19 protein-coding genes and 3 pseudogenes are annotated in these 23,403 nt (G+C 58.7%); 10 read left to right on the top strand and 12 right to left on the bottom strand.

Annotated features, from left to right (window positions below):
• Window positions 1-45: 45 nt before the first annotated feature.
• The 5 genes from KP808_RS01395 to KP808_RS01415 form a co-directional block, all read right to left on the bottom strand.
• A complete protein-coding gene (locus tag KP808_RS01395) occupies window positions 46-1,578 on the bottom strand; it encodes a SulP family inorganic anion transporter (RefSeq protein ID WP_230017310.1) in 1,533 nt (510 codons plus the stop codon).
• 104 nt (window positions 1,579-1,682) lie between these two features.
• On the bottom strand, window positions 1,683-2,423 hold the full coding sequence (locus KP808_RS01400) for a carbonic anhydrase (RefSeq protein ID WP_003432243.1): 741 nt from the start codon (window positions 2,421-2,423) through the stop codon (window positions 1,683-1,685).
• Window positions 2,424-2,627: 204 nt separating this feature from the next.
• Window positions 2,628-3,686 (bottom strand): PA0069 family radical SAM protein, encoded by a 1,059-nt coding sequence (locus tag KP808_RS01405; protein ID WP_230017311.1) that lies wholly within the window; start codon window positions 3,684-3,686, stop codon window positions 2,628-2,630.
• 123 nt (window positions 3,687-3,809) lie between these two features.
• Window positions 3,810-4,478: an isoprenoid biosynthesis glyoxalase ElbB gene (elbB, locus tag KP808_RS01410; RefSeq protein WP_230017312.1), complete on the bottom strand. Its 669-nt coding sequence runs from the start codon at window positions 4,476-4,478 to the stop codon at window positions 3,810-3,812.
• 206 nt (window positions 4,479-4,684) lie between these two features.
• Entirely contained in the window at window positions 4,685-5,347 is a 663-nt protein-coding gene (locus KP808_RS01415; protein WP_004655204.1) for a DedA family protein, read from the bottom strand.
• Window positions 5,348-5,578: 231 nt separating this feature from the next.
• On the opposite strand from KP808_RS01415, the gene hemB reads away from it, so the two are divergent.
• Both hemB and ppk1 read left to right on the top strand, forming a co-directional pair.
• On the top strand, window positions 5,579-6,589 hold the full coding sequence (gene hemB, locus KP808_RS01420) for a porphobilinogen synthase (RefSeq protein ID WP_004655202.1): 1,011 nt from the start codon (window positions 5,579-5,581) through the stop codon (window positions 6,587-6,589).
• A 16-nt stretch (window positions 6,590-6,605) separates the two neighbouring features.
• Window positions 6,606-8,816: a polyphosphate kinase 1 gene (gene ppk1 / locus KP808_RS01425; protein ID WP_230017313.1), complete on the top strand. Its 2,211-nt coding sequence runs from the start codon at window positions 6,606-6,608 to the stop codon at window positions 8,814-8,816.
• Here the strand turns inward: ppk1 and ppx are convergent.
• The 5 genes and pseudogenes from ppx to KP808_RS01450 form a co-directional block, all read right to left on the bottom strand.
• Window positions 8,803-10,305 (bottom strand): exopolyphosphatase, encoded by a 1,503-nt coding sequence (ppx, locus tag KP808_RS01430; protein ID WP_005731673.1) that lies wholly within the window; start codon window positions 10,303-10,305, stop codon window positions 8,803-8,805. The genes ppk1 and ppx overlap by 14 nt on opposite strands.
• Before the next feature lie 396 nt (window positions 10,306-10,701).
• The gene (locus KP808_RS01435) at window positions 10,702-11,433 is read right to left on the bottom strand and encodes an amino acid ABC transporter ATP-binding protein (protein ID WP_230017314.1); all 732 of its coding nucleotides are present in this window, start codon (window positions 11,431-11,433) and stop codon (window positions 10,702-10,704) included.
• Window positions 11,420-12,071 (bottom strand): annotated as a pseudogene (locus KP808_RS01440) (amino acid ABC transporter permease). Before KP808_RS01440 ends, KP808_RS01435 begins: the two are co-directional and overlap by 14 nt.
• Window positions 12,068-12,733, bottom strand: coding sequence for an amino acid ABC transporter permease (locus tag KP808_RS01445; RefSeq protein WP_004666535.1), 666 nt, complete (start codon window positions 12,731-12,733; stop codon window positions 12,068-12,070). Before KP808_RS01445 ends, KP808_RS01440 begins: the two are co-directional and overlap by 4 nt.
• Before the next feature lie 29 nt (window positions 12,734-12,762).
• On the bottom strand, window positions 12,763-13,548 hold the full coding sequence (locus KP808_RS01450; RefSeq protein WP_002551557.1) for a transporter substrate-binding domain-containing protein: 786 nt from the start codon (window positions 13,546-13,548) through the stop codon (window positions 12,763-12,765).
• 249 nt (window positions 13,549-13,797) lie between these two features.
• Here KP808_RS01450 and KP808_RS01455 point away from each other — a divergent pair, with 249 nt between their 5' ends.
• The 6 genes from KP808_RS01455 (at window position 13,798) to KP808_RS01480 (ending at window position 19,884) form a co-directional block, all read left to right on the top strand.
• A complete protein-coding gene (locus tag KP808_RS01455; protein WP_004655184.1) occupies window positions 13,798-14,502 on the top strand; it encodes a FadR/GntR family transcriptional regulator in 705 nt (234 codons plus the stop codon).
• 121 nt (window positions 14,503-14,623) lie between these two features.
• Window positions 14,624-14,953, top strand: a complete 330-nt coding sequence (gene trxA, locus KP808_RS01460; RefSeq protein ID WP_004655183.1) for a thioredoxin TrxA — start codon at window positions 14,624-14,626, stop codon at window positions 14,951-14,953.
• Window positions 14,954-15,184: 231 nt separating this feature from the next.
• Window positions 15,185-16,444, top strand: coding sequence for a transcription termination factor Rho (rho, locus tag KP808_RS01465; RefSeq protein ID WP_002551560.1), 1,260 nt, complete (start codon window positions 15,185-15,187; stop codon window positions 16,442-16,444).
• A gap of 128 nt (window positions 16,445-16,572) precedes the next feature.
• Complete coding sequence (gene ubiD, locus KP808_RS01470; RefSeq protein WP_002551561.1) at window positions 16,573-18,039, top strand: 4-hydroxy-3-polyprenylbenzoate decarboxylase; 1,467 nt, start codon at window positions 16,573-16,575, stop codon at window positions 18,037-18,039.
• A complete protein-coding gene (locus KP808_RS01475) occupies window positions 18,039-19,007 on the top strand; it encodes a CDP-6-deoxy-delta-3,4-glucoseen reductase (RefSeq protein ID WP_060403757.1) in 969 nt (322 codons plus the stop codon). The genes ubiD and KP808_RS01475 overlap by 1 nt, the downstream gene beginning before the upstream one ends.
• 208 nt (window positions 19,008-19,215) lie before the next feature.
• On the top strand, window positions 19,216-19,884 hold the full coding sequence (locus KP808_RS01480; protein WP_002551563.1) for a gamma-glutamylcyclotransferase: 669 nt from the start codon (window positions 19,216-19,218) through the stop codon (window positions 19,882-19,884).
• A gap of 12 nt (window positions 19,885-19,896) precedes the next feature.
• On the opposite strand, the gene glpT is transcribed toward KP808_RS01480, so the two are convergent.
• On the bottom strand, window positions 19,897-21,246 hold the full coding sequence (gene glpT / locus KP808_RS01485; protein ID WP_005744792.1) for a glycerol-3-phosphate transporter: 1,350 nt from the start codon (window positions 21,244-21,246) through the stop codon (window positions 19,897-19,899).
• 232 nt (window positions 21,247-21,478) lie between these two features.
• Between glpT and KP808_RS01490 the strand changes: the two are divergent.
• A pseudogene (locus KP808_RS01490) lies at window positions 21,479-21,988 on the top strand (energy transducer TonB); the annotation flags it as partial.
• Between the two features lie 350 nt (window positions 21,989-22,338).
• A pseudogene (locus KP808_RS01495) lies at window positions 22,339-22,543 on the top strand (energy transducer TonB); the annotation flags it as partial.
• Window positions 22,544-22,833: 290 nt separating this feature from the next.
• On the opposite strand, the gene KP808_RS01500 reads toward KP808_RS01495, so the two are convergent.
• Window positions 22,834-23,388: a hypothetical protein gene (locus tag KP808_RS01500; protein ID WP_230017315.1), complete on the bottom strand. Its 555-nt coding sequence runs from the start codon at window positions 23,386-23,388 to the stop codon at window positions 22,834-22,836.
• Window positions 23,389-23,403 lie beyond the last annotated feature (15 nt).

Here is a 23,403-nt window from a genome sequence, read left to right on the forward strand (position 1 = left end):
CATCCGGCTCCCATCATTCCAGGCTGTAGCCCAAGGCTTTGACTATCAGGCCGCGCCCGAGCCTATCCCCGTTGTTGTGTAGATCCGCCCTTCAAGACGACGCTTCAACCCGCGCGGCTCAATGAGCAGTCGGGTGCCATGCGCGGCATTGGAACGTCCCCACTCTTCCAGCAGCTCCAGGCACGAGTGGTCTATGTAGGACAGATTGCCCAGAGGCACATGCACGGTGCTGCCCTGCGGGATAGTGCCCAGAGCCTGAGTCAGCGCCGGCACCTTGAGGAACGTTGCGGCACCGACCAGGCGCAGCTCGAATTCCTTCTCGCCCGCCAGTTCGACCACATTGATCTTCAGGCGCGAAGCCTTGAACGCCAGCTTCACCAGGGTCAGACCGAAACCGACCAGTACACCGGTCAGCAGGTCGGTGAAGATGATCGCCACGGCAGTCGCCGCGTACGTGAACATCGGCATCCGGCCATAGCGGCCCAGACCACGAAATGCCTTCAGATCGACCAGCTTCAGGCCGGTGTAGACCAGCACACCAGCCAGACTCGCGACCGGAATGCTCTGCAGTACGCTCGACAGCAGCAACACGAACGCCAGCAGCCACAGACCGTGGAAGATCGTCGAGAAGCGCGTGGTGGCACCGGCCTGGACATTGGCCGAGCTGCGCACAATAACGCCGGTCATCGGCAATGCACCGAGCACGCCGCAGAGCATATTGCCCACGCCTTGCGCGCTGAGTTCCTTGTCGAAGTCCGAACGCTGGCCACTGTGCATGCGGTCAACCGCCGAGGCGGACAGCAGGGTTTCGGCACTGGCAATGAATGCTACGACGATAGCGGCAACCAGAATGGCCGGGTCGGCCAGATTCATCAGGTCGGTCGGACGCAGCCAGTCAATGGCGTCGGCCAGGTTGTCAGGCACTTCGACACGCTTCACCTGCAAGGCCATGAACAGGCTGATGCCGGTTGCGATACCCACGCCCAGCAGCGCGCCGGGTACGAAGCGCAAAGACTGCGGACGAAGTTTTTCCCAGCCCCACATGATCAGCATGGTGCCCAGACCGAGCATACCGGCCTGCATGCCGGTGCCTGGTCCGAAGGCCTGGATCAGTGTGGAAGGGAAGGCGATCAGATTGTCCAGCCCGGAAGGTTTGGGACCGCTGTCGAACATCACGTGTGCCTGTGACAGTACGATCAACACGCCGATACCGGCGAGCATGCCATAGACCACCGCAGGTGCCGTGACCCGGAACCAGCAGCCAAGCTTGAATCGACCTGCCAGCAGTTGAAGCAACCCGGCGAGTACCAGAATAGGACCCAGCATGGCCATGCCGTGCTCGCGTACCACTTCAAAAACCAGTACTGCCAGACCGGCTGCGGGACCGCTGACCTGCAACGGCGAACCGGCTATCCAGCCGACTATCAGCCCGCCCACGATGCCGGTGATCAGACCTTTGGCCGGAGGCATGCCGGATGCAATGGCGATCCCCATGCACAGCGGCAGGGCGACCAGAAACACGACCACGGAAGCGAGCAGCTCCCGTGGTAAAGCGGTTTTCAATGCTGTAATACCCATGACGCTTCTCCGGAATTCTTCAGACGAGGCAAGACGGGCGACGCGCATCCTGCGCAGCCGCCATCAGCTGATAAAGAAGGGCTTGCCGTCAGTCGGACTGGTGATCAGTCGGCTGAAAAGCGTGCTTTCGGTGAAGCCATCGGCGTCGGTCCCGAACCGTCGAGCGGTATGAAACGATCGAGCTCGGCGTCATAAGCCAGGATTTCGCTGGTTTCGATGCTGTAGACCCAGCCGTGAATGAACAATTGGCCGCTGGCCATTTTTGCTGCGACCGAAGGGTGGGTGCGCAGGTGTTGCAACTGGGAAATCACGTTTTCCTGAGTCAGGACCTGCATGGTTTCCAGTTCGCCGCTGCAGCTGCAGTTCTGCTCGACTACCGTGCGGGCAACCTCGGCATGACGCAACCAGGCTTTTACCGTAGGCATCTTGTCCAGGCTGTCAGGGTTGAGCACTGCGCGCATGGCGCCGCAGTCAGAGTGTCCGCAAACGATGATGTGCTGCACGCCCAGTGCAACCACTGCGTATTCCAGAGCGGTGGACACGCCGCCGTTCATCTGGCCATACGGCGGGACGACGTTGCCGACGTTACGCGTGACGAACAGGTCGCCAGGCGAACTTTGGGTGATCAATTCGGGCACGATGCGCGAGTCGGCGCAGGTGATGAACATGGCCCGTGGCGATTGGGCAGTCGCCAGCTTCTTGAACAGTTCTTCCTGCTGGGGGAAGACCTCGTTACGAAAATGTACAAAGCCATCGACGATGTGTTTCAACGCTACGTCGGCGCTGTCTGAATGGCTTGATGTGCTGGACGACGTAGCCGAATGCTGTTTACCGATGTCTGTCATGTCTTCATCCTCTCTGACGGATTGATGTGGATTCTTCTGCCTGTTTGACCAGAGCCGGATGTGATCCCTGTAAATGGCATCACGAACAAATCCCTTGAGCGCTATCGCTGGTGACACTCCGAGTTACAGACTAATCGCCCAAGCTTAAGCGAAACTGAATGCAATGGCTCTGGGACGCGGGTTTGCACGATAGTACCAAGTTCGTCACAGCAGTGACATTTGTCCTCCTGGCGGACAAAAAGCATCGCAATCGAGTGCAAACCCGCCACGTTTGTTCAATCCAAGCCGTTTGATTGCCAGGGCATAGCGTTGAGCCAGTAGATCAGCAAACGGTCCTTCACCGCGCATCCTTGAGCCAAACTGACTGTCGTACAGCGCTCCGCCGCGGCTTTGACGAATCAGGCTCATCACATGTTCGGCGCGTTGCGGGTAGTGCGTCTTCAGCCATTCGTCGAACAGCGGCGCGACCTCCAGCGGCAGGCGCAGCATCACGTAACTTGCGCTTAGCGCGCCTGCAGCTTTCGCCTCGCTCAGCAGCGCCTCCAGTTCGCTGTCATTGATCATCGGAATCATGGGTGCGCACAGCACCCCGACGGGTACGCCCGCCTGACGCAACACCCGAATGGCCCGCAAGCGAGCCTTGGGCGCTGCTGCCCTGGGTTCAAGGATGCATTTGAGCTCGTCATCCAGTGTAGTCAGGCTGATGAAGACTGACACCAGCCGAAGTCTGGCCATCTCTGCGAGCAGGTCCAGGTCGCGGAGGATCAGCGAGCCCTTGGTAATGATGCTGACCGGGTGCCGATAGCGCAGCAGCACCTCAAGCGTGGCGCGAGTGATGCGGTATTCACGTTCGATAGGCTGATACGGGTCGGTATTGGCTCCCAGCGTGATGGGCGCACAGCGGTAGCCTGGCTTGGAGAGCTGTTGCTCCAGCAGCGCTGCGGCGTTTGTCTTGGCGATCAGCTTTGTTTCGAAATCAAGGCCCGGCGACATGTCCCAGTAGGCATGGCTGGGCCTGGCGAAACAATAAATGCAGCCGTGCTCGCAGCCGCGGTAAGGGTTGATCGAGCGATCAAAGGGGATATCCGGCGAGCTGTTGCGGGTAATGATGCTTTTGGCGGTTTCGCTGGTGACCTGAGTGCCTTGGGTCAGTGGCACTTCCTGGTACCAGCCGTCGTCCTCGGCCACGGACTGGCTGGGTGCAAAGCGATTATGCGGATTGCTGGCAGTACCGCGACCACGAACCGTATAGGGGCTGGACATCTGGCATTACTCAAATACTGTTTATGCATACAGTAAAGCATAAGGCCGTGATGGATCACTATGGCTGGCTTGTAAAACACCGCTCGTCTGACGGGCGGTGCATTGGATTTGTCCCGCGGCAGGTCAGGCATTGCCCTCGTGCGTCAGCTCCAGCACGCGGTCAACCAGCTTGTTAATGCCCGATGCAGCCTCACTGATGCTTTTGGCAACCATGTAGGCGGGCGTGCAGACCAGTTTTCGTGCTTCGTCTTCGACGATGTCATCGACAGCGCATGGCGCGTGGCTGCCGCCCATCTTGGTAATGGCCGCAGCGGTATCAGGGTCGTTGCCGATGGTGCAGGTAACGCCGGGACCGTAGATCTTCGCTGCAAGTGCCGGGGTGATGCAGATCAGCCCGACCGGTTTGCCTGCTTCTGCGAACGCCTCTGCGAGTTCCAGCAGCCCGGCTTCCACCTGGCAGGCAGGGCCTTGCAGGGCAAGGTCGGAAAGGTTCTTCGCCGAGCCGAAACCGCCCGGGATAATCAGGGCGTCAAAGTCTTCTGCGTTTGCATCGCGGATGTCCTTCACGTCACCCCGTGCAATGCGCGCAGATTCGATCAGCACATTGCGCGACTCGGGCATTTCCTCGCCAGTCAGGTGGTTGATGACGTGATGCTGGGCGATGTTCGGCGCAAAGCACTGGACCTGCGCACCACGTTGATCCAGACGAAGCAGGGTGAGGACGCTTTCATGGATTTCGGCACCGTCATAGACGCCACAACCGGACAGGATTACAGCCACTTTTTTCTGCATCGATTCGGCTCCTTGTACTTGAGCAATCTAAGGCTTCTTTTAATTCGTCCATTAATTGATCGCTTTATGGGCCGAGTGTTCAGTTGACGCGTTACAGACTACGCAAAATGCGTGGGGAAGGGTGATGCTCGCAAGGTCAGGCAGCGGCGGCGCACTGCCGCCGAGTGAGGCCTGTCAGCCTGCACTCGGGGAAGGAAACGGAGAAATTACTCGTCTGATTTTTTCGTCAGGTCGACGGGCACGGGGACAGGTGTATCCAGATCGGACGCCGCTGCAGATGCACAGAAGCGGCTTTTTTCTTCACGCTCTTCACGGGCAATACGCGCGTTCTTGATGCGTCGGCGCAGCCACAGACCAAGGCCGAGCAATATCAGCGCACCCAGCACCCAGAGTTCGTATTTCTTGACGTTGCCCAGCAAGCCCTCGAGAACCGCGCCGAAATGGTAGGCCGCCGAACCCAGTGCAGCCGCCCAGACAGCCGCGCCGATACCGTTAAGCAGCAGGTAACGCCCCGGTGGGTAGCCTGACAGGCCGATGGCCACCGGCATGACCGTTCGCAGGCCATACACGAAGCGGAAGCTCAGTACCCATATATCCGGGTGCTTGCGCACTAGCCGCAGGGCCTTGTCGCCCATGAGTTGCCAGCGGGGCTTGCGCGCCAGGAGCTTGCGGCCGTGTTTGCGCCCCATGAAATACCACAACTGGTCACCCGCATAGCTGCCGCAGAAGGCAACGAGGATGACGATATTGAGGTCCATGTATCCGCGAAACGCCAGAAAGCCGGCGAGAACCAGAATGGTCTCGCCTTCAAAAAAGGTGCCGAGGAACAGGGCAAAGTAGCCGAATTCGTTCAAGAAATTCTGGAGCATTGTCTGGATGCTGGCGAAATGAACGCGCAGCCTAACGCGCCCAAGACAATGATGAAAGTGTCGATATGTGTCTCGACGTTAAAGATTCTTACAACCACAATGGTTGGATCCTCATAAGGGCCATGACCGCGACGTGCAGTCGCAGGTCGAACCATGACTGTCACACATTGGTCATAATGGCGGCTTATAACTGTCGCGCTTGCCCGCGTAAGCGGGCTCAGGAGTCTCGCCGTGAGCTTTACCCCCGCAAACCGCCTGTTTCCTCTCACTCGTCTGCGCCGTAATCGCCGCGACGACTTTTCCCGTAGGCTGGTGCGTGAAAACGTTGTCACCGTTGATGATCTGATTCTCCCCGTATTCGTCCTCGATGGTGAAAACCGTCGTGAATCCATTGCCTCGATGCCTGGCGTCGAGCGTCTCAGTGTCGATCTGTTGCTTGAGGAAGCCGAGCACTGGGTCGCACTGGGCATTCCAGCGCTGGCCTTGTTCCCGGTAACGCCGGCCGAGAAAAAATCTCTGGACGGCGCTGAAGCCTGGAACCCGGATGGCATTGCGCAACGCGCCACCCGCGCGTTGCGTGACCGTTTCCCGGAGCTGGGCGTCATCACTGATGTGGCGCTGGACCCGTTTACCACCCATGGTCAGGACGGCATCCTCGACGAAGAGGGCTATGTGCAGAACGACATCACTGTCGATGCACTGGTGAAGCAGGCCTTGTCGCACGCCGATGCAGGCGCTCAGGTGATCGCGCCTTCGGACATGATGGACGGTCGCATCCAGGCCATCCGTGAGTCGCTGGAGCTGGCCGGGCACGTCAATGTGCGGATCATGGCCTACTCGGCCAAATACGCCAGTGCCTATTACGGCCCGTTCCGTGATGCAGTGGGTTCTTCGCTGAATCTGGGCAAGGCCAACAAGGCGTCCTATCAGATGGACCCGGCCAACAGCAACGAGGCACTGCACGAAGTCGCAGCTGACCTGGCTGAAGGTGCCGACATGGTGATGGTCAAGCCGGGCATGCCTTATCTGGACATCCTGCACAGGGTCAAGGATGAGTTCAAAGTGCCGACCTTTGTCTATCAGGTCAGTGGTGAATACGCGATGCACATGGCAGCAATCCAGAATGGTTGGCTGAGTGAAGGGGTTATTCTCGAGTCCCTCACAGCCTTCAAACGCGCCGGTGCCGACGGCATCCTTACCTACTTCGCTGTTCGCGCCGCTCAACTGTTGAAGGGGCAATAGCCTCACAGGATCATTCATGAATACCGAAGCACTCATCGAAGCCGCTGTTCAAGTCGATGTGCCGCAGGCGACGCCCGCGGTCGAACCTGACATCGAAGTAATCCCGGCCATTGAGGCACCTGCCGCTACAGTGCCTGCTATCGTCGCTCCGAACCTGGACGACAGCAGCCTGTATATCCACCGTGAACTGTCGCAATTGCAGTTCAACATCCGGGTACTGGAACAGGCGCTCGATGAGTCCTACCCGTTGCTGGAGCGGCTGAAGTTTCTGCTGATCTTCTCGAGCAACCTCGATGAGTTCTTCGAGATTCGTGTCGCAGGTCTGAAGAAACAGATCACCTTTGCCCGTGAACAGGCCGGGGCCGACGGTTTGCAGCCGCATCAGGCGTTGGCCAGAATCAGCGAGCTGGTGCATGGTCATGTTGATCGCCAGTACGCGATCCTCAACGACATTCTGCTCCCTGAGCTGGAAAAGCATCAGGTCCGCTTCATTCGTCGTCGTCACTGGACGGCCAAGCTCAAGGCCTGGGTACGTCGCTACTTCCGTGACGAGATCGCGCCGATCATCACCCCGATCGGTTTGGACCCGACGCACCCGTTCCCGTTGCTGGTCAACAAGAGCCTGAACTTCATTGTCGAGCTTGAAGGTATCGACGCCTTCGGTCGCGACTCGGGTCTTGCGATCATCCCGGCACCGCGTTTGCTGCCGCGTGTCATCAAGGTGCCGGAAGAGGTTTGTGGCCCAGGCGACAACTTCGTGTTCCTGTCGTCGATGATCCACGCTCACGCCGACGACCTGTTTCAGGGCATGAAGGTCAAGGGCTGCTACCAGTTCCGTCTGACCCGAAACGCCGATCTGGCGCTGGACTCGGAAGACGTGGAAGACCTGGCACGTGCCCTGCGCGGTGAGCTGTTCTCGCGTCGCTACGGCGATGCGGTACGTCTGGAAGTGGCGGATACCTGCCCTAAACATTTGTCGGACTACCTGCTCAAGCAGTTCAACCTGAACGAGTCCGAGCTGTATCAGGTCAACGGGCCGGTCAACCTGACGCGCCTGTTCAGCATTACTGGCCTGGACAGCCACCCTGAATTGCAATACCCGCCGTTCACGCCAGCGATCCCCAAACTGCTGCAGAACAGCGAAAACATTTTCAGCGTGATCAGCAAGCAGGACATTCTGCTGCTGCATCCTTTCGAGTCGTTCACGCCGGTTGTCGACCTGCTGCGTCAGGCGGCAAAGGATCCACACGTTCTGGCTGTGCGCCAGACGCTGTACCGCAGCGGTGCGAACTCGGAAATCGTCGATGCGCTGGTCGATGCGGCGCGTAACGGCAAAGAGGTCACCGCGGTGATCGAACTGCGCGCCCGTTTTGACGAAGAGTCCAACCTGCAACTGGCCAGCCGTCTTCAGGCTGCCGGTGCGGTGGTGATCTACGGTGTGGTCGGCTTCAAGACCCACGCCAAGATGATGCTGATCCTGCGTCGCGAAGCTGGCGAGATCGTGCGTTATGCACACCTAGGGACCGGTAACTATCACGCCGGTAACGCGCGTCTTTACACCGACTACAGCCTGCTGACCTCTGACGATGCGTTGTGCGAAGACGTCGGCAAACTGTTCAGCCAGTTGATCGGCATGGGCAAGACGCTGCGCATGAAGAAACTGCTGCATGCGCCGTTCACGCTCAAGAAAGGCATGCTCGACATGATTGCCCGCGAGACGCAGTTTGCGCTCGATGGCAAGCCAGCGCACATCATCGCCAAGTTCAACTCGCTGACCGATCCGAAGATCATTCGCGCGTTGTACAAGGCCAGTCAGTCCGGTGTGCGCATCGATCTGGTGGTGCGCGGCATGTGCTGCCTGCGTCCGGGCATCGCCGGGGTTTCGCACAACATCCATGTGCGCTCGATCATCGGCCGATTCCTGGAGCACACGCGCGTGTTCTACTTCCTCAACGGCGGCGACGAGCAGATGTTCCTGTCGAGTGCCGACTGGATGGAGCGCAACCTCGACAAGCGTGTTGAGACCTGCTTCCCGGTGGAAGGCAAGAAGTTGATTCTGCGTGTGAAGAAGGAGCTGGAAAGCTACCTGACCGACAACACCCACAGCTGGCTGTTGCAGCCAGACGGGCGTTACGTGCGCAGCACGCCGACCGGCAATCAGAACGCCCGAAGCGCCCAGGCGACCCTGCTGGAGCGCCTGAGCAACCCGGTTCTCAGCGTACGCTGAAGACGATGCCGACTCGGGTCAGCCACTCCGCTTCCAGCGCGAAGTCGGCCTGAGTCAGCTGGTTGTTTTCCAGCCAGCCTGTGGGGAACTCGGCGTCCAGATTCGGGCCGTCGGCACGCAGGATCACACGTGGCATCTCCTGGGTGCCACGAATGTGGTGAAACAGAATCGCAAAGCGCAACAACACGCACAGGCGAATCAGCTTGATGCCTTCTGCGCCGAAATCGGCGAACTTGTCCTTGGGAATATTGCGGCGATGACCGCGCACCAGCAGAGCGAGCATTTGCTGATCTTCGCGTGAGAAACCGGCAAGGTCAGAATGCTCGATCAGGTACGCGCCGTGCTTGTGGTAGTGATAGTGAGCAATGTCCAGGCCTATCTCATGCACCTTGGCCGCCCAGCTCAGCAGTTCGGCGTAGCTCTCGTGTTGCAATTCCCAGCTTTCGGCAACCTGCTCCAGCGCATGCAGCGCCTTGGCCTCGACGCGTGCGGCCTGTTCCAGATCAACATGGTAGCGCTCCATCAGCGAGCTGAGCGTGCGCTCACGCACGTCTTCGTGATGGTGGCGGCCCATCAGGTCGTACAGCACGCCTTCACGCAGGGCACCTTCGCAGTGATCCATGCGCTTGAGCTCAAGCGCATCGAAGATCGCTTCCAGAATCGCCAGGCCTGCGGGGAAAATCGCGCGACGGTCGGGCTTGATGCCGTCGAAGTCGATCTTTTCGACGTCACCCAGCTTGAACAGCTTGCGCTTGAGCCAGGCCAGCCCTTCGGCATTAACCTCGCCAGCGCCGTAACCGTTGGCTTTGAGTGCAAGGCCGATAGCGCGAATGGTGCCTGACGAACCGATGGCTTCATCCCACTTCAGGCGATGCAGCGCATGTTCGATGCTCATGATTTCCAGGCGGGCAGCGGTGTAGGCCTGTGCGTAACGCGCGGGTGTCACCTTGCCGTCGCGGAAGTAGCGCTGAGTAAAACTCACGCAGCCCATCTGCAGGCTTTCACGCAGCAGCGGCTCAAAGCGCTGGCCGATGATGAATTCGGTACTGCCGCCGCCGATGTCGGCGACCAGTCGCTTGCCGGGGGTGTCGGCCAGCGTGTGCGAAACGCCCAGATAAATGAGGCGCGCTTCTTCGCGGCCGGAGATCACTTCCACCGGATGGCCGAGAATCTCTTCGGCGCGATGAATGAAGTCGTTGCGGTTGCGGGCTTCGCGTAGCGCGTTGGTCCCCACGATGCGTACGGCACCGGGCGGCAGGCCATTGATCAGTTGGGCAAAACGTTTCAGGCAGTCGAGACCGCGCTGCATGGATTCTTCAGTCAACTGGCGTTCTTCGTCGATGCCAGCGGCCAACTGCACCTTCTCGCCCAGGCGCTCAAGAATGCGAATTTCGCCCTGATTGGCTTTCGCCACAACCATATGAAAACTGTTGGAGCCCAGGTCGATGGCGGCGATCAGTGAAAAATTCTTGGGTGTTGAGTGCGGCATGGTCAGGAAATCCAGTTCGATAACCGGACCATCGTGCCACGATCCATGCCTGCCGCCAACGCGAAGCTGTCCAGGCAGCGGAAATACCCGGTATTACTCTTGAACGTGGCGCATAGCTATCCGATCAACATTGCTAGGCATTCCACGCTGTAGCGTGCGGAACGATGACCCCAACTATCGTGCGGCGCTCCGCGTCGCATGCAGTTCTGGACCCTCTGCGTCCGGTCTTGAGGGCGTGGCGCTGCACAGATCTGTGACGCGGAGCGTCACGAACGGCATTCCCACGCTGGAGCGTGCGGAACGATAACCTCACCTATCGTGCGGCGCTCCGCAACCTCAACTATCGTGCGGCGCTCCGCGTCGCATGCAGTTCTGGACGCTCTGCGTCCGCTCTTGTCACGCGTCTACGGTGCCGATGAAGTTCGCCAGTTCCGGGGTTTTCGGGTTGGCGAAGAGTACTTTCGGGTCGCCCACTTCATGCACCTTGCCCTGGTGCATGAACACCAGCTTGTCGCCCACTTCACGGGCGAAGCGCATTTCGTGGGTCACCATGATCAGGGTCATGCCGTCGGCAGCCAGCTGGCGCACCACGCTGAGCACTTCGTTGACCAGCTCCGGGTCCAGCGCCGAGGTGATTTCGTCGCACAGCAACACCTTGGGCGACATCGCCAGTGCGCGGGCAATCGCCACGCGTTGCTGCTGGCCACCGGACAGGCGATCCGGGAAGGCGTCGAACTTCTCGCCCAGCCCGACGCGCTCCAGCATCTTTCTCGCCAGCTTCGCGGCTTCGGCCTTGGGCACCTTCTGCACGACCTGCGGCGCGAGCATCACGTTCTCGCCCACGCTCAGATGCGGGAACAGGTTGAACTGCTGAAACACCATGCCGACCTTCTGACGCAGGGTGCGCAGATCGGCGCGTGCGGCGTCCAGATATTCGCCATCGACCTCGATCACACCATCGTTGATCGACTCCAGGCCGTTGAGCGTGCGCAACAGGGTGCTTTTGCCCGAGCCGCTGCGACCAATGATTGCCACGACCTGGCCCTCTTCGACCGACAAATCGATGCCTTTGAGTACGTGATGATCGCCATAGTATTTATGCAGGGCGGAAATTCTAAGCAGAGGCATGCAGTCTCCTTTCCAGATGGCGCGCGCACAGCGACAAGGGGTAGCACAGGATGAAGTAGCCCAGAGCAACGAAGCCATAGACCATGAAAGGTTCGAACGTAGCGTTGGCCAGCATACTGCCGGTCTTGGTCAATTCGGTGAAGCCGATGATCGACGTCACCGCAGTGCCTTTGACCACCTGCACGGAAAAGCCGACCGTTGGCGCAACTGCGATACGCAGCGCCTGAGGCAATATCACGTAGCGCATCTGCTCGAACGGGGTCATCGCCAGGCTGGCAGACGCTTCCCACTGGCCCTTGGAGATCGACTCCACGCAGCCGCGCCAGGATCTCGGCGAGGTAGGCGCTGGTAAACAGCGTCAAGGCCAGCGCTGCCGCTGCCCAGGGCGAAATGTTCATGCCCATCAGGGCAACACCGAAGAACACCAGAAACAGTTGCATCAGCAATGGTGTGCCTTGAAACAATTCTATATAGAGCTTGGCGGTCACACGCGGGCCGGTTTTTTCCGAGGTGCGCATGCCCATCACCAGCAAGCCGATCAAGCCACCGCCAATGAAGGCCACCAGCGACAGGGCAACGGTCCATTGCAGGCCGATCAGCAGATTGCGCAGGATGTCCCAGAGGGTGAAATCCATCAGCTGTTCCTCGATATGTAGCGACGCCCGATCCAGGCCAGCAGTTGCCGGATCAGCAGCGCCATCGCCAAGTAAATCAGCGTGGTCACAATGTAGGTTTCGAACGAGCGGAAGTTGCGCGACTGAATGAAGTTGGCAAAGAAGCTCAGTTCTTCAGTGGCAATCTGCGAGCAGACCGCCGAGCCCAGCATCACAATGATGATCTGGCTGCTCAGTGCCGGCCAGACCTTGCCCAGCGCCGGAACCAGCACCACATAGCGAAACGCTTCATAACGATTCATCGCCAGCGCTGCCGACGCTTCAAGCTGTCCCTTGGGAATCGCCTGGATGCCTGCCCGAATGATTTCTGTCGAGTAGGCACCCAGGTTGATCACCATCGCCAGCACCGCTGCCTGCCATTCCGAGATCTGCACGCCCAGCGACGGCAGGCCGAAGAAAATGAAGAACAGCTGGACCAGAAACGGTGTGTTGCGGATCAGCTCGACATAGATCGCAAAGATCGTCGCAAAGGGCTGGATCTTCCAGGCCCTCACGACGGCACCGACAATGCCGAGGCTGACGCCCAGCAGGGTGCCAATGGCCGTCAGTTCCAGCGTGAACAAAGCCCCGCGCAACAGCACATCAATGTTCTGCAGGACCGGTGTAAAGTCGAAATGATAAGCCATTGGTGAATCCTGTTACCGGAAAGCAGTGATCAGAGATCGGCAGGCAGCGGTTGCTTCAGCCATTTCTGCGACGCTTTTTCCAGCGCGCCGTCAGCCTTGGCGGCGTTGAGGATCTCGTCGACCTTGCCCAGCAGTTCCGGCTGGCCTTTGTTTACGCCGACATAAACAGGCGAATCCTTGAGTTTCACTTTCAGCGCTGGAATGCGCTTGGGGTTGCGCTCGCTGATAGCGACCATCACCACGTTGCCGCTGGCGATCAGGTCGGTCTGGCCAGCCAGGTAGGCGGCGATGGTCGAGTTGTTATCTTCAAAGCGCTTGATGGTTGCGCCTTCCGGTGCAACTTTCGACAGTTCGATGTCTTCGATCGCGCCACGGGTAACACTGATGGTCTTGCCTTTCAGGTCAGCGATGTCCTTGACCGGAGAATCAGGTGGGCCGAATACCGCCAGGTAGAACGGCGCGTACGCGCGGGAGAAATCGATGACTTTCTCGCGATCCGGGTTCTTGCCCAGGCTGGAGATCACCAGATCGACCTTGCCGGTGGTCAGGAACGGGATGCGGTTGGTGCTGTTGACCGGCGTCAGTTCCAGCTTGACCTTCAATTGGTCGGCCAGCAGTTGCGCGGTGTCGATGTCCAGGCCGCGAGGCTTCATGTCCGGGCCGACCGAGCCGAATGGCGGGAAGTCCTGCGGAACGGCCACCTTCAGGGTGCCACGCGCCACAACGTCGTCCAGGCCGTTGGCGTGGGCGGGTGTCTGGCTCAGCATCAGGCTGGCAAACAGTGCAGCAAGCAGGGCGCTGTAACGCTTGGTCATAGAAATCTCCGGGCGAAACGTAGGATGTTGGCCTGTCTCCAGTGCACAGCGCATGCCATCCGACGATGACGTGCCATAACTCAAGCTTTGCAGCGTGTTTATGGTCTTACTGGTCTGACCAGTCAAGGCGTGGTTCGCCCTGCTTTGGCGCGTTGAAAAGCCCTGTCGCCCCAGCACTGGGCGTCGCTTGCCGAATCTTCGGGATGGCGATAAAAGGGATTTTTACTGGACTGACTGGCCTGAACAGTGATGCCCCACACCTCACTCGCAGTACCCGAATCAGCCCTCCGGGCCATTCGCAAGTTGATTGCCGAGCAAGGCTACAAGCCCGGCGAAAGCCTGCCATCGCAGCGCGATCTGGCTGTTTTGCTGGGGGTCAGTCGTGCTTCATTGCGTGAGGCTTTGTCATCGCTCAGCGCATTGGGAGTGGTCAGCGTTCAGCCGGGTAAAGGCGTGTTCGTGCAGTCCATTTCTGAACCAGAACAGCGCACGAGTGGTTTTTCCTGGCCTTTTGAGGCCCAGGTTTCTCCGGCCGACACGTTTCAACTGCGCTACGCGCTGGAAGGCTTCGCTGCGGGTCTGGCGGCCGTCACTCTGACCGCCGATGAGCGGGATGTGCTTGAAGACAATGTCGAAGCCATGCGTATGGAATTGCGTGCCGGTGACTTCGAGGCCGCAGCCCGGCTGGATTTCGAGTTTCACCGGCACATCCTGGTCGCCAGTGGCAATCAGGCCATGCTGGGAATCGTGACCGCAGGTGCTGACATCTTCCTTGAGAGCCAGAAAATGCCGTTCATACGTGCGGCAAGGGTCATGGAAACCTGGCAGGAGCACCGCAAGATCCTTCGCGCGCTGGCTCGGCATGCGTCGGGGCCCGCGCAAAAGGCCATGCAGGATCATATCCGTGGCGCGGCACTTCGCACCGGCATCGTGTTCGTTTCGCCTTCCAGCTGAGCCCCTGCCATAACTCCAGTCATGCACCACCATAGCCAGACTCAATGAACCTTCGCTTCCTGAATGACTTGCAGCCCGCTATGATGAGCGTCGTTTTTCGCCTATGACCTCGGAGACTTCCATGAGCAACGAAAAGATCAAACACGTCACCGACGCTAACTTCGAAGCCGAAGTACTCAAGGCTGAGGGTGCTGTGCTTGTAGACTACTGGGCTGAGTGGTGCGGTCCGTGCAAGATGATTGCCCCGGTGCTGGACGAAATCGCCGACACCTATGCAGGCAAGCTGACAATTGCCAAGCTGAATATCGATGAAAATCAGGAAACCCCTGCCAAGCATGGCGTGCGCGGTATCCCGACGTTGATGCTGTTCAAGAATGGCAACGTTGAAGCGACCAAAGTCGGTGCGCTGTCGAAGTCGCAGCTGGCCGCGTTTCTCGACGCCAACATCTGAGACGTTTCAAAGCCCCGCAAATTGCGGGGTTTTTTTCGGGTGCTGCACTAGACGCCCGGAAAATCCGGTGGTACATTCGGCCCCGCAACGGCTTCTCCGTTGCCCCCTGCTAGCCGTCGCCGACGCTCTCCTTTCGATTTAGTACGCGATCCTGTCGCCTTCTCTGCGGCGCGGCCTCATTAAGCCAAAAGCTTAATTTCCCCCTCCATACATGATTACGTCATTCCCCATATGAACCTGACTGAACTCAAGCAAAAGCCGATTACCGAATTGCTCGAAATGGCCGAACAGGCTGGCATAGAAAATATGGCCCGTTCGCGCAAGCAGGACGTCATTTTTTCCCTGCTCAAACGGCACGCCAAAAGTGGCGAGGAAATATCCGGTGATGGCGTGCTGGAGATTCTCCAGGACGGCTTCGGTTTCCTGCGCTCTGCAGACGCTTCCTACCTGGCCGGCCCGGATGACATCTATGTCTCCCCTAGCCAGATCCGCCGTTTCAACCTGCGTACCGGCGACACCATCGTTGGCAAGATCCGTCCACCAAAGGAAGGTGAGCGTTATTTCGCTCTGCTCAAGGTCGACACGATCAACTACGACCGTCCGGAAAACGCCAAGAACAAGATTCTGTTCGAAAACCTGACGCCGCTGTTCCCGACGATTCGCATGAAGATGGAAGCCGGTAACGGTTCCACCGAAGACCTGACCGGTCGTGTGATCGATCTGTGCGCACCGATCGGTAAAGGTCAGCGTGGTCTGATCGTTGCTCCGCCGAAAGCGGGCAAGACCATCATGCTGCAGAACATCGCGTCGAACATCACGCGTAACAACCCGGAAGTGCACCTGATCGTTCTGCTGATCGATGAGCGCCCGGAAGAAGTAACCGAAATGCAGCGCACCGTGCGCGGCGAAGTGGTTGCCTCGACATTCGACGAACCGCCAACCCGTCACGTACAGGTTGCCGAAATGGTGATCGAGAAGGCCAAGCGCCTGGTCGAGCACAAGAAAGACGTCGTTATCCTGCTGGACTCCATCACTCGTCTGGCTCGCGCTTACAACACCGTCATCCCGAGCTCCGGCAAGGTACTGACCGGTGGTGTCGATGCTCACGCACTCGAGAAGCCAAAGCGCTTCTTCGGCGCTGCGCGAAACATCGAAGAAGGCGGCTCGCTGACCATCATCGCCACCGCACTGGTTGAAACCGGTTCGAAGATGGATGAAGTCATCTACGAAGAGTTCAAGGGTACTGGCAACATGGAGCTGCCTCTGGATCGCAAGATCGCAGAGAAGCGTGTGTTCCCGGCCATCAACATCAACCGCTCCGGCACACGCCGTGAAGAGCTGTTGACCGCTGATGACGAGTTGCAGCGCATGTGGATCCTGCGCAAGCTGCTGCACCCGATGGACGAAGTCGCGGCTATCGAGTTCCTGATCGACAAGCTCAAGCAGACCAAGACCAACGACGAGTTCTTCCTGTCCATGAAACGCAAGTAACTGGCAGGCTGAAACAAAAAATGGTGTCCTTCGGGGCACCATTTTTTTTGCCCGCGCGCCGCCGATTAGCTGCCTTGAAGGGCTGGAGCAGGTACGATGTGCGTCTATTTGGATAAATGGCCGGGTTAATGAAATTCAAAGATCTAAGGGATTTCGTGCAGCAGCTTGAGCAGCGCGGAGAGTTGAAACGCATCCAGATGCCGATCTCGCCTGTGCTGGAAATGACTGAAATCTGCGACCGTACCCTGCGTGCCAAGGGCCCGGCCCTGCTGTTCGAAAAACCGGTCGGCTTTGATATTCCGGTGCTGGGCAACCTGTTCGGCACGCCCGAGCGCGTGGCCATGGGCATGGGCGCAGAGGCTGTCAGTGAGTTGCGTGAAATCGGCAAGCTGCTGGCGTTTTTGAAAGAACCCGAGCCGCCCAAGGGCCTGAAAGATGCCTGGTCCAAGCTGCCCATCTTCCGCAAAGTCATCGCCATGGCCCCCAAGGTGGTCAAGGATGCACCCTGCCAGGAGATTGTCATCGAAGGCGATGACGTCGATCTCGGCATGCTGCCCGTGCAAACCTGCTGGCCGGGCGACGTCGCACCGCTGATTACCTGGGGCCTGACGGTCACCAAGGGCCCGAACAAGGAGCGGCAGAACCTCGGCATCTACCGCCAGCAGGTCATTGGCCGCAACAAGATCATCATGCGTTGGCTCAGCCATCGTGGCGGCGCGCTGGATTTTCGCGACTGGTGCGCCAAGCATCCCGGTGAGCCTTATCCGGTTGCCGTCGCACTGGGTGCTGACCCGGCGACCATTCTTGGTGCCGTGACGCCAGTACCGGACAGCCTGTCCGAATATGCCTTTGCCGGGCTGTTGCGTGGGTCACGCACCGAGCTGATCAAGTGCCGTGGCAGCAACCTGCAGGTGCCAGCCAGCGCCGAGATCGTGCTGGAGGGTGTGATTCATCCGGGCGAGATGGCCGACGAAGGGCCTTATGGCGACCACACCGGCTATTACAACGAAGTCGACAGCTTTCCGGTGTTGACCGTCGAGCGCATCACGCACCGTATCAAGCCGATCTACCACAGCACCTACACCGGCCGTCCACCGGATGAGCCCGCCATTCTGGGCGTCGCGCTGAACGAAGTGTTCGTGCCGATTCTGCAAAAGCAGTTTCCGGAGATCGTCGATTTTTACCTGCCGCCCGAAGGTTGCTCGTATCGCATGGCGGTGGTGACCATCAAGAAACAGTACCCCGGTCATGCCAAGCGCGTGATGCTGGGGGTCTGGTCGTTCCTGCGTCAGTTCATGTACACCAAGTTCGTGATCGTCACTGACGACGACATCAATGCTCGTGACTGGAATGACGTGATCTGGGCCATCACCACCCGCATGGACCCCAAGCGCGACACGGTCATGATCGATAACACGCCTATCGATTACCTCGATTTTGCCTCTCCGGTGTCCGGGTTGGGATCGAAAATGGGCCTGGACGCCACTAACAAATGGCCAGGCGAGACCACGCGTGAATGGGGCAGGGCTATCGTCAAGGACGAAGCCACCACACGCCGCGTGGACGAGATCTGGACTCAGTTGGGAATAGACTGATGCGCGTAACCTTGCAGCCGTCAGGTGCGGTGCTGGACACCCTGCCGGGCGAGCGGATTCTCGATGCTGCGCAGCGTCTGGGCTATGAATGCCCGCAGAGCTGTCGTAACGGTAACTGTCATATCTGCTCGGCCTTGCTGGTCGAGGGGCGGGTGATGCAGTCGGGTCAGGCGCTTGATCACGGCGAGATTCATACGTGTGTAGCAGAGCCGCTTGAAGATTGTGTTGTGCTCTGGGATGGCGTGCTGGCCAAGGGTGAGCTGCCGGTGCGCAGCTTTGCCTGCCAGTTGAGCGAGTGTGTCGAAATCGGTGGCGATGTCTGGCGGGTAGGTTTGCGCGCCCCGGCAGGCAAGCCTCCGCGTTATCACGCCGGGCAGTACCTGATGATCGAGCGGGAGAATGGCGAGAAGTCGGCATTCTCCATCGCATCGGCACCGCACAGCGGTCGTGATCTGGAATTGCATGTACTGGCTCGTGAAGACAGTGCGCGCAGCCTGATCGAGCAACTGCAACGCAACAAAATGGCGCGGGTCGAGCTGCCGTTTGGCGATACCCACCTTGCCGAGCTGCCGGACGGGCCTTTGGTATTGATTGCTGCCGGTACAGGTATGGCGCAAATGAACAGTTTGCTTGAGTACTGTCGCTCAGCAGGCTTCAGTCACCCGGTGCATTTGTACTGGGGCGTGCGTCGGCCCGAGGATTTTTACCAGGTCAGCCACTGGGATGAGTGGGCGAAACTGCCGAACCTGTTCCTGCACAAGGTCGTCAGTGACCTGTGTGGCTGGGAAGGGCGTTGTGGTCTGCTGCACGAGGCGGTTTGCGAAGACATCAAGGACCTGTCGGCGGTTTACGTCTACGCCAGCGGCTCACCTGCCATGGTTTACGGAACGCTGGACGCTCTTGTCAGTGCCGGAATGGACGCCCACCAGATGCGCGCAGACGTATTCGCCTACGCACCGCGTCCGTGATGCCGGACTGACGGCTGCATAGCTGGAGTGTAAATTGCTTTAGCTGCTTATAGCTTACGGCGATGTCAATTCGTCGCCAGACAACTTTTTGTAGAAACAGGCCTTTGGCCTGTGGCGACAACCGAACCACGACACCCTGATGCCGCTCACCCACGAGCGAGTCAGCGGGGCTCGGTAAAAACTGACAGTCAGACTGTCAGGGAGGCAAATGGAGAATCCAATCAACGAGTTGGCCGCTGCAGTGCATGACGGCCTTGGGCTGACGTATCCGCCCGTTATCGATCTGGGTCCGCAGCTTACCCGCGAGCAACTGCTCGCATCCATGGACGCCACCATGCGTCTTCATAAAGGCGGCCCGGTCTGGCTGTTCGCCTACGGCTCGCTGATCTGGCGTCCCGAGTGCACCGCCGTAGAGAGCCAGCGCGGTCGAGTGCACGGTTATCACCGCGGGCTTTACCTGTGGTCGCACGAGCATCGCGGTACGCCGGAGGTGCCGGGCCTGGTATTCGGGCTGGATCGCGGCGGTTCATGCACCGGTTTTGCCTATCGCCTGCCGGATGAGTGCCTGGAGAAATCGCTGCTGGCCTTGTGGGAGCGTGAGATGCCATATCCCTCGTATCGCCCGCACTGGCTCAATTGCCGCCTTGAAGACGGCAGGAAGGTACAGGCGCTGGGCTTCGTGCTGGAACGGCATTTGCCCAGCTACGCGGGCAACCTGCCCGACAGTGTGTTGAGTCAGGTGCTGGCCAGCGCCAGCGGGCGCTATGGAACCACCCGCGAGTACGTGGAACAGACTGCCAAGGCCCTGCGTAGCCACGCCATGCCAGACCTGAATCTGGAGGCGCGGCTCAAGCGCTGCAAGTCAGAGACCGCCTGACCGGCCTTTGGGTCAGTCCTTGGTATCGCGCGAGGTGCTGGCGACCTGTTTGTGCCGCAGCGTCGGCGCAAGGAATGCCATCGCCAGAATGCACGCGCCGATCAGCAGCACAAAGCCGCCGTCCCAGCCGAAGTGGTCGACCGTGTAGCCCATCGCAGCACTCGCCGCGACCGACCCGCCCAGGTAGCCGAACAGCCCGGTAAAGCCGGCTGCCGTACCCGCTGCCTTCTTCGGCGCCAGTTCCAGCGCCTGCAGGCCGATCAGCATGACCGGGCCATAGATCAGGAAGCCGATGGATACCAGCGCGATCATGTCGACGGTCGGGTTGCCTTCAGGGTTCAGCCAATACACCAGCGTGGCAATGGTCACCAGAAACATGAACACCATGCCGGTCAGGCCGCGATTGCCCTTGAAGATCTTGTCCGACATCCAGCCGCACAGCAGCGTGCCCGGAATACCCGCCCACTCGTACAGAAAATAGGCCCATGAGGTCTTGTCGACCGTGAAGTGCTTGGCTTCTTTCAGATAGGTTGGCGCCCAGTCCAGCACGCCGTAGCGCAACAGATAAACGAACACGTTGGCCATGGCGATGTACCACAGGAACTTGTTGCGCAGCACGTACTTGACGAAGATTTCCCGGGCGCTGAATTCCTCTTCGTGGCTGGCATCGTAGCCTTCCGGGTAATCGTTCTTGTAGTGCTCGATAGGCGGCAGGCCGACCGATTGCGGGGTGTCACGCATGGTCGCGAATGCGAACACCGCGACCAGCAACGCAACCGCCGCCGGCACGTAGAACGCCGCATGCCAGTCGTTGGTCCAGCCCATGCCGAGCAGGAACAGCGGGCCGATCAGGCCGCCGCCAACGTTGTGCGCCACGTTCCACACAGACACCACGCCGCCGCGCTCTTTCTGCGACCACCAGTGGACCATCGTCCGCCCGCTCGGCGGCCAGCCCATGCCCTGGGCCCAGCCATTGATGAACAACAGCACGAACATGATCGTGACACTGGACGTCGCCCACGGCGCGAAGCCGAAGATGAACATGATTCCGGCAGAAACCAATAGCCCGAAGGGCAGGAAGTAGCGCGGGTTGGAGCGGTCCGAAACAATCCCCATGAGGAATTTCGACAAGCCATAGGCAATCGCGATGGCAGACATCGCTACGCCCAACTGGCCACGCGTATAGCCTTCGTCGATCAGATAAGGCATCGCCAGCGAGAAATTCTTGCGCAGCAGGTAGTAACCGGCATAGCCGATAAAGATGCCTGCGAAGATCTGCCAGCGCAGACGCCGATAAGTGCTATCGACCTTTTCTTCGGGAAGGGGTGCCTGATGCCTGGCAGGGCGGAAAAACCCAAACATGGAGAAGCTCCTGATTATTGTTTTTTTGCGAATGCGAATATTACATTTTCATTACAGAAAAAAGCAGTGCCTTCGGGCTGATTCCTTGTAGGAAATGCAGGCGATCGGCTGTTCTTTTACGAACATTGCGCAAATGTTTAAAGGTGTTTCAAGTATTTGGGATGGGTCCTACAGGCGTATCGGAAGTCGTGTGCTGACTGATATGTCGGCAGGTTCTTACCATCGTCATCACCGCGCCCAGCTGTGGATCAAATCCGACGGGCAGGTTCGTGAAGCCAGGGCTATCGAGAGTGGGCATCCGCAGCTCGCCGCAGCAGTGGAGCAGGCACTCCGCCAATGGCGCTATAAACCCTGGGTCGGAACAGTCGGCGCGCCGCCCACGATTACCGTGCCCGTCATTTTTGGTTCCCACGGCTATCGGCGCTTCAACACCGAAATGACCGTGGGCCTGGGCAATATCCGCTGTGGCTACCTGAACCACGAAGTGAAATCCGCCCGCCAGGACTATCCCAAGGAACCGCTGAGTAAGGTCGACGTGTTTTCCTACACCGGGCAAGCCTTGTTCGGCAGCCATGTTGCGCACCAGCGTAGCGAGTCCCAACGCCAGGTCCTGCTTGAGCAACTGGGCGCCGCGATACCGATGATGGTCAGCAATTGCCGAAGCAATCCCGATCGTCTGCATGGCGACTATCTGCCAGCGCCGATCAAGGCGTTGATGGTCGGGTTGGCCGAGCAAGCGTAGGGCAGCGAATGAGCCGCGTGCTGGGCGGTATTGATCATGGTCTTCGTGAGTGCCGCGTACTTGTGGGAGTGAGCTTGCTCACGAAGAAGCCGGTACAGCCGACGGATATCTCTCGTTTCGCAAGCGCCAGCGGGAACGCCCTTCGTAAGGCTCTGCTTCACAACTCACGCCATGACTCACATTCAGGATTGGACGTAAAGTCTCCAGCAAAGCATGAGCGGGCATGGCAACGTGTTGCCCTGTGAATACGTCTTCGCGAGCAAGCTCGCTCCCACATTTGGGGCAATCCCCTTGCTTTTGAGCGAGACTCAGTCTTGGCAAGCAAAACCTATGTGGGTGACAGGTGGCATAAGGAGGGCAAGCCGGATGCGTGATGCGAAAAGAACTGTACCTGTCGAGCGGTCCGGTCATAGCGCAATTTCTCACCCTTGACGAACGTCAGGCATTGGTTGTTGAGCTGCTGGAGGCGGCGCCGGGGATTATCGCCCAATGTCAAAAAATCCGATGCGTAAGTATGTGGATTATTTGCCGGAGAATGTGAGGAAGGTGTTGTAGGAAGGGCGGGGCATCAGCGAAGTGCCAGTATCAAAGCAGTTTCAGAATGCAGCCCTGTGGTTGACGACGACCCTGTGTTTCATCAGAATGCTCGCGAGGGCTCAATAAGAGCAGGGCCTGCTCGATTCAATGACGATACCGGCGAGCAGGTGTGGATTGTGCGAGGCGTCACTCGTGCGGTAGCGGCAACTGGCGACAACGGTTGGCTTTCGACCCCTTTCAGGCCTCGTGTCTGGACGTGCTAAGCAAGCGCTGCGACTACCAGCCCTCTCGTACTCTGAAAAAGGCGCCTATGGCGCTTTTTTTGGTTTCAGAGTCCCTACTTTGATCGCCGGTCGCCTCCTAAGTATTTTGTAGGCGGTGACCACCGAGTAGAAAAATCCTCGTTCAGCTTCTTCTTGTGGCGACAAAATTGCGCACCCTCTGGCATTTCGTATGACCGTAAGTCGATGCCCATCACGCGTCTGATAACCCTCGCAATAAATCTGTGCACCTGCACTTAAAATTCCGGCAACAAATGCAGATACATCCTGAATGGTTTTGCAGCCAGACTTGGCCAGTTCATGACCGTGCCCCTGCCAAATGTGGTTGACTCCAAAACCGCTACTGAAGCCGAAATGCTTACCTGCACGCAAATAAATTTCTCCGCCTGGCAAGGTCAGATTGCGGCTTTCGTACATAGAAATGTAACCGAAGCTCAACTCTCCTGAGGTCGGGTGAGGGATGCAATAATCTTTGTCTAGAGTGGAAAAGTCATAAGCTGTCGGCATATCCGCCGTGGCCAAAACAGTCTGTGTTACCTGGTAAGCCAAGTCAGGCTCGGTCGGCGGCGTTAATGCTGACAAAATCAAGTCGTCCGT

The sequence above is a fragment of the Pseudomonas savastanoi genome (genome assembly GCF_020917325.1).
Lineage (GTDB): Bacteria > Pseudomonadota > Gammaproteobacteria > Pseudomonadales > Pseudomonadaceae > Aquipseudomonas > Aquipseudomonas amygdali.

Bases quoted from the DNA above. Each gene is read 5' to 3' on its own strand.
- KP808_RS01395 (WP_230017310.1), bottom strand. From the start codon at position 1,578: ATGGGTATTACAGCATTGAAAACCGCTTTACCACGGGAGCTGCTCGCT.
- rho (WP_002551560.1), top strand. From the start codon at position 15,185: ATGAACCTGACTGAACTCAAGCAAAAGCCGATTACCGAATTGCTCGAA.
- trxA (WP_004655183.1), top strand. From the start codon at position 14,624: ATGAGCAACGAAAAGATCAAACACGTCACCGACGCTAACTTCGAAGCC.
- ppx (WP_005731673.1), bottom strand. From the start codon at position 10,305: ATGCCGCACTCAACACCCAAGAATTTTTCACTGATCGCCGCCATCGAC.
- KP808_RS01400 (WP_003432243.1), bottom strand. From the start codon at position 2,423: ATGACAGACATCGGTAAACAGCATTCGGCTACGTCGTCCAGCACATCA.
- ubiD (WP_002551561.1), top strand. From the start codon at position 16,573: ATGAAATTCAAAGATCTAAGGGATTTCGTGCAGCAGCTTGAGCAGCGC.
- KP808_RS01445 (WP_004666535.1), bottom strand. From the start codon at position 12,733: ATGGCTTATCATTTCGACTTTACACCGGTCCTGCAGAACATTGATGTG.
- elbB (WP_230017312.1), bottom strand. From the start codon at position 4,478: ATGCAGAAAAAAGTGGCTGTAATCCTGTCCGGTTGTGGCGTCTATGAC.
- ppk1 (WP_230017313.1), top strand. From the start codon at position 6,606: ATGAATACCGAAGCACTCATCGAAGCCGCTGTTCAAGTCGATGTGCCG.
- KP808_RS01405 (WP_230017311.1), bottom strand. From the start codon at position 3,686: ATGTCCAGCCCCTATACGGTTCGTGGTCGCGGTACTGCCAGCAATCCG.
- glpT (WP_005744792.1), bottom strand. From the start codon at position 21,246: ATGTTTGGGTTTTTCCGCCCTGCCAGGCATCAGGCACCCCTTCCCGAA.
- KP808_RS01415 (WP_004655204.1), bottom strand. From the start codon at position 5,347: ATGCTCCAGAATTTCTTGAACGAATTCGGCTACTTTGCCCTGTTCCTC.
- KP808_RS01475 (WP_060403757.1), top strand. From the start codon at position 18,039: ATGCGCGTAACCTTGCAGCCGTCAGGTGCGGTGCTGGACACCCTGCCG.
- KP808_RS01480 (WP_002551563.1), top strand. From the start codon at position 19,216: ATGGAGAATCCAATCAACGAGTTGGCCGCTGCAGTGCATGACGGCCTT.
- KP808_RS01450 (WP_002551557.1), bottom strand. From the start codon at position 13,548: ATGACCAAGCGTTACAGCGCCCTGCTTGCTGCACTGTTTGCCAGCCTG.
- KP808_RS01455 (WP_004655184.1), top strand. From the start codon at position 13,798: ATGCCCCACACCTCACTCGCAGTACCCGAATCAGCCCTCCGGGCCATT.
- KP808_RS01435 (WP_230017314.1), bottom strand. From the start codon at position 11,433: ATGCCTCTGCTTAGAATTTCCGCCCTGCATAAATACTATGGCGATCAT.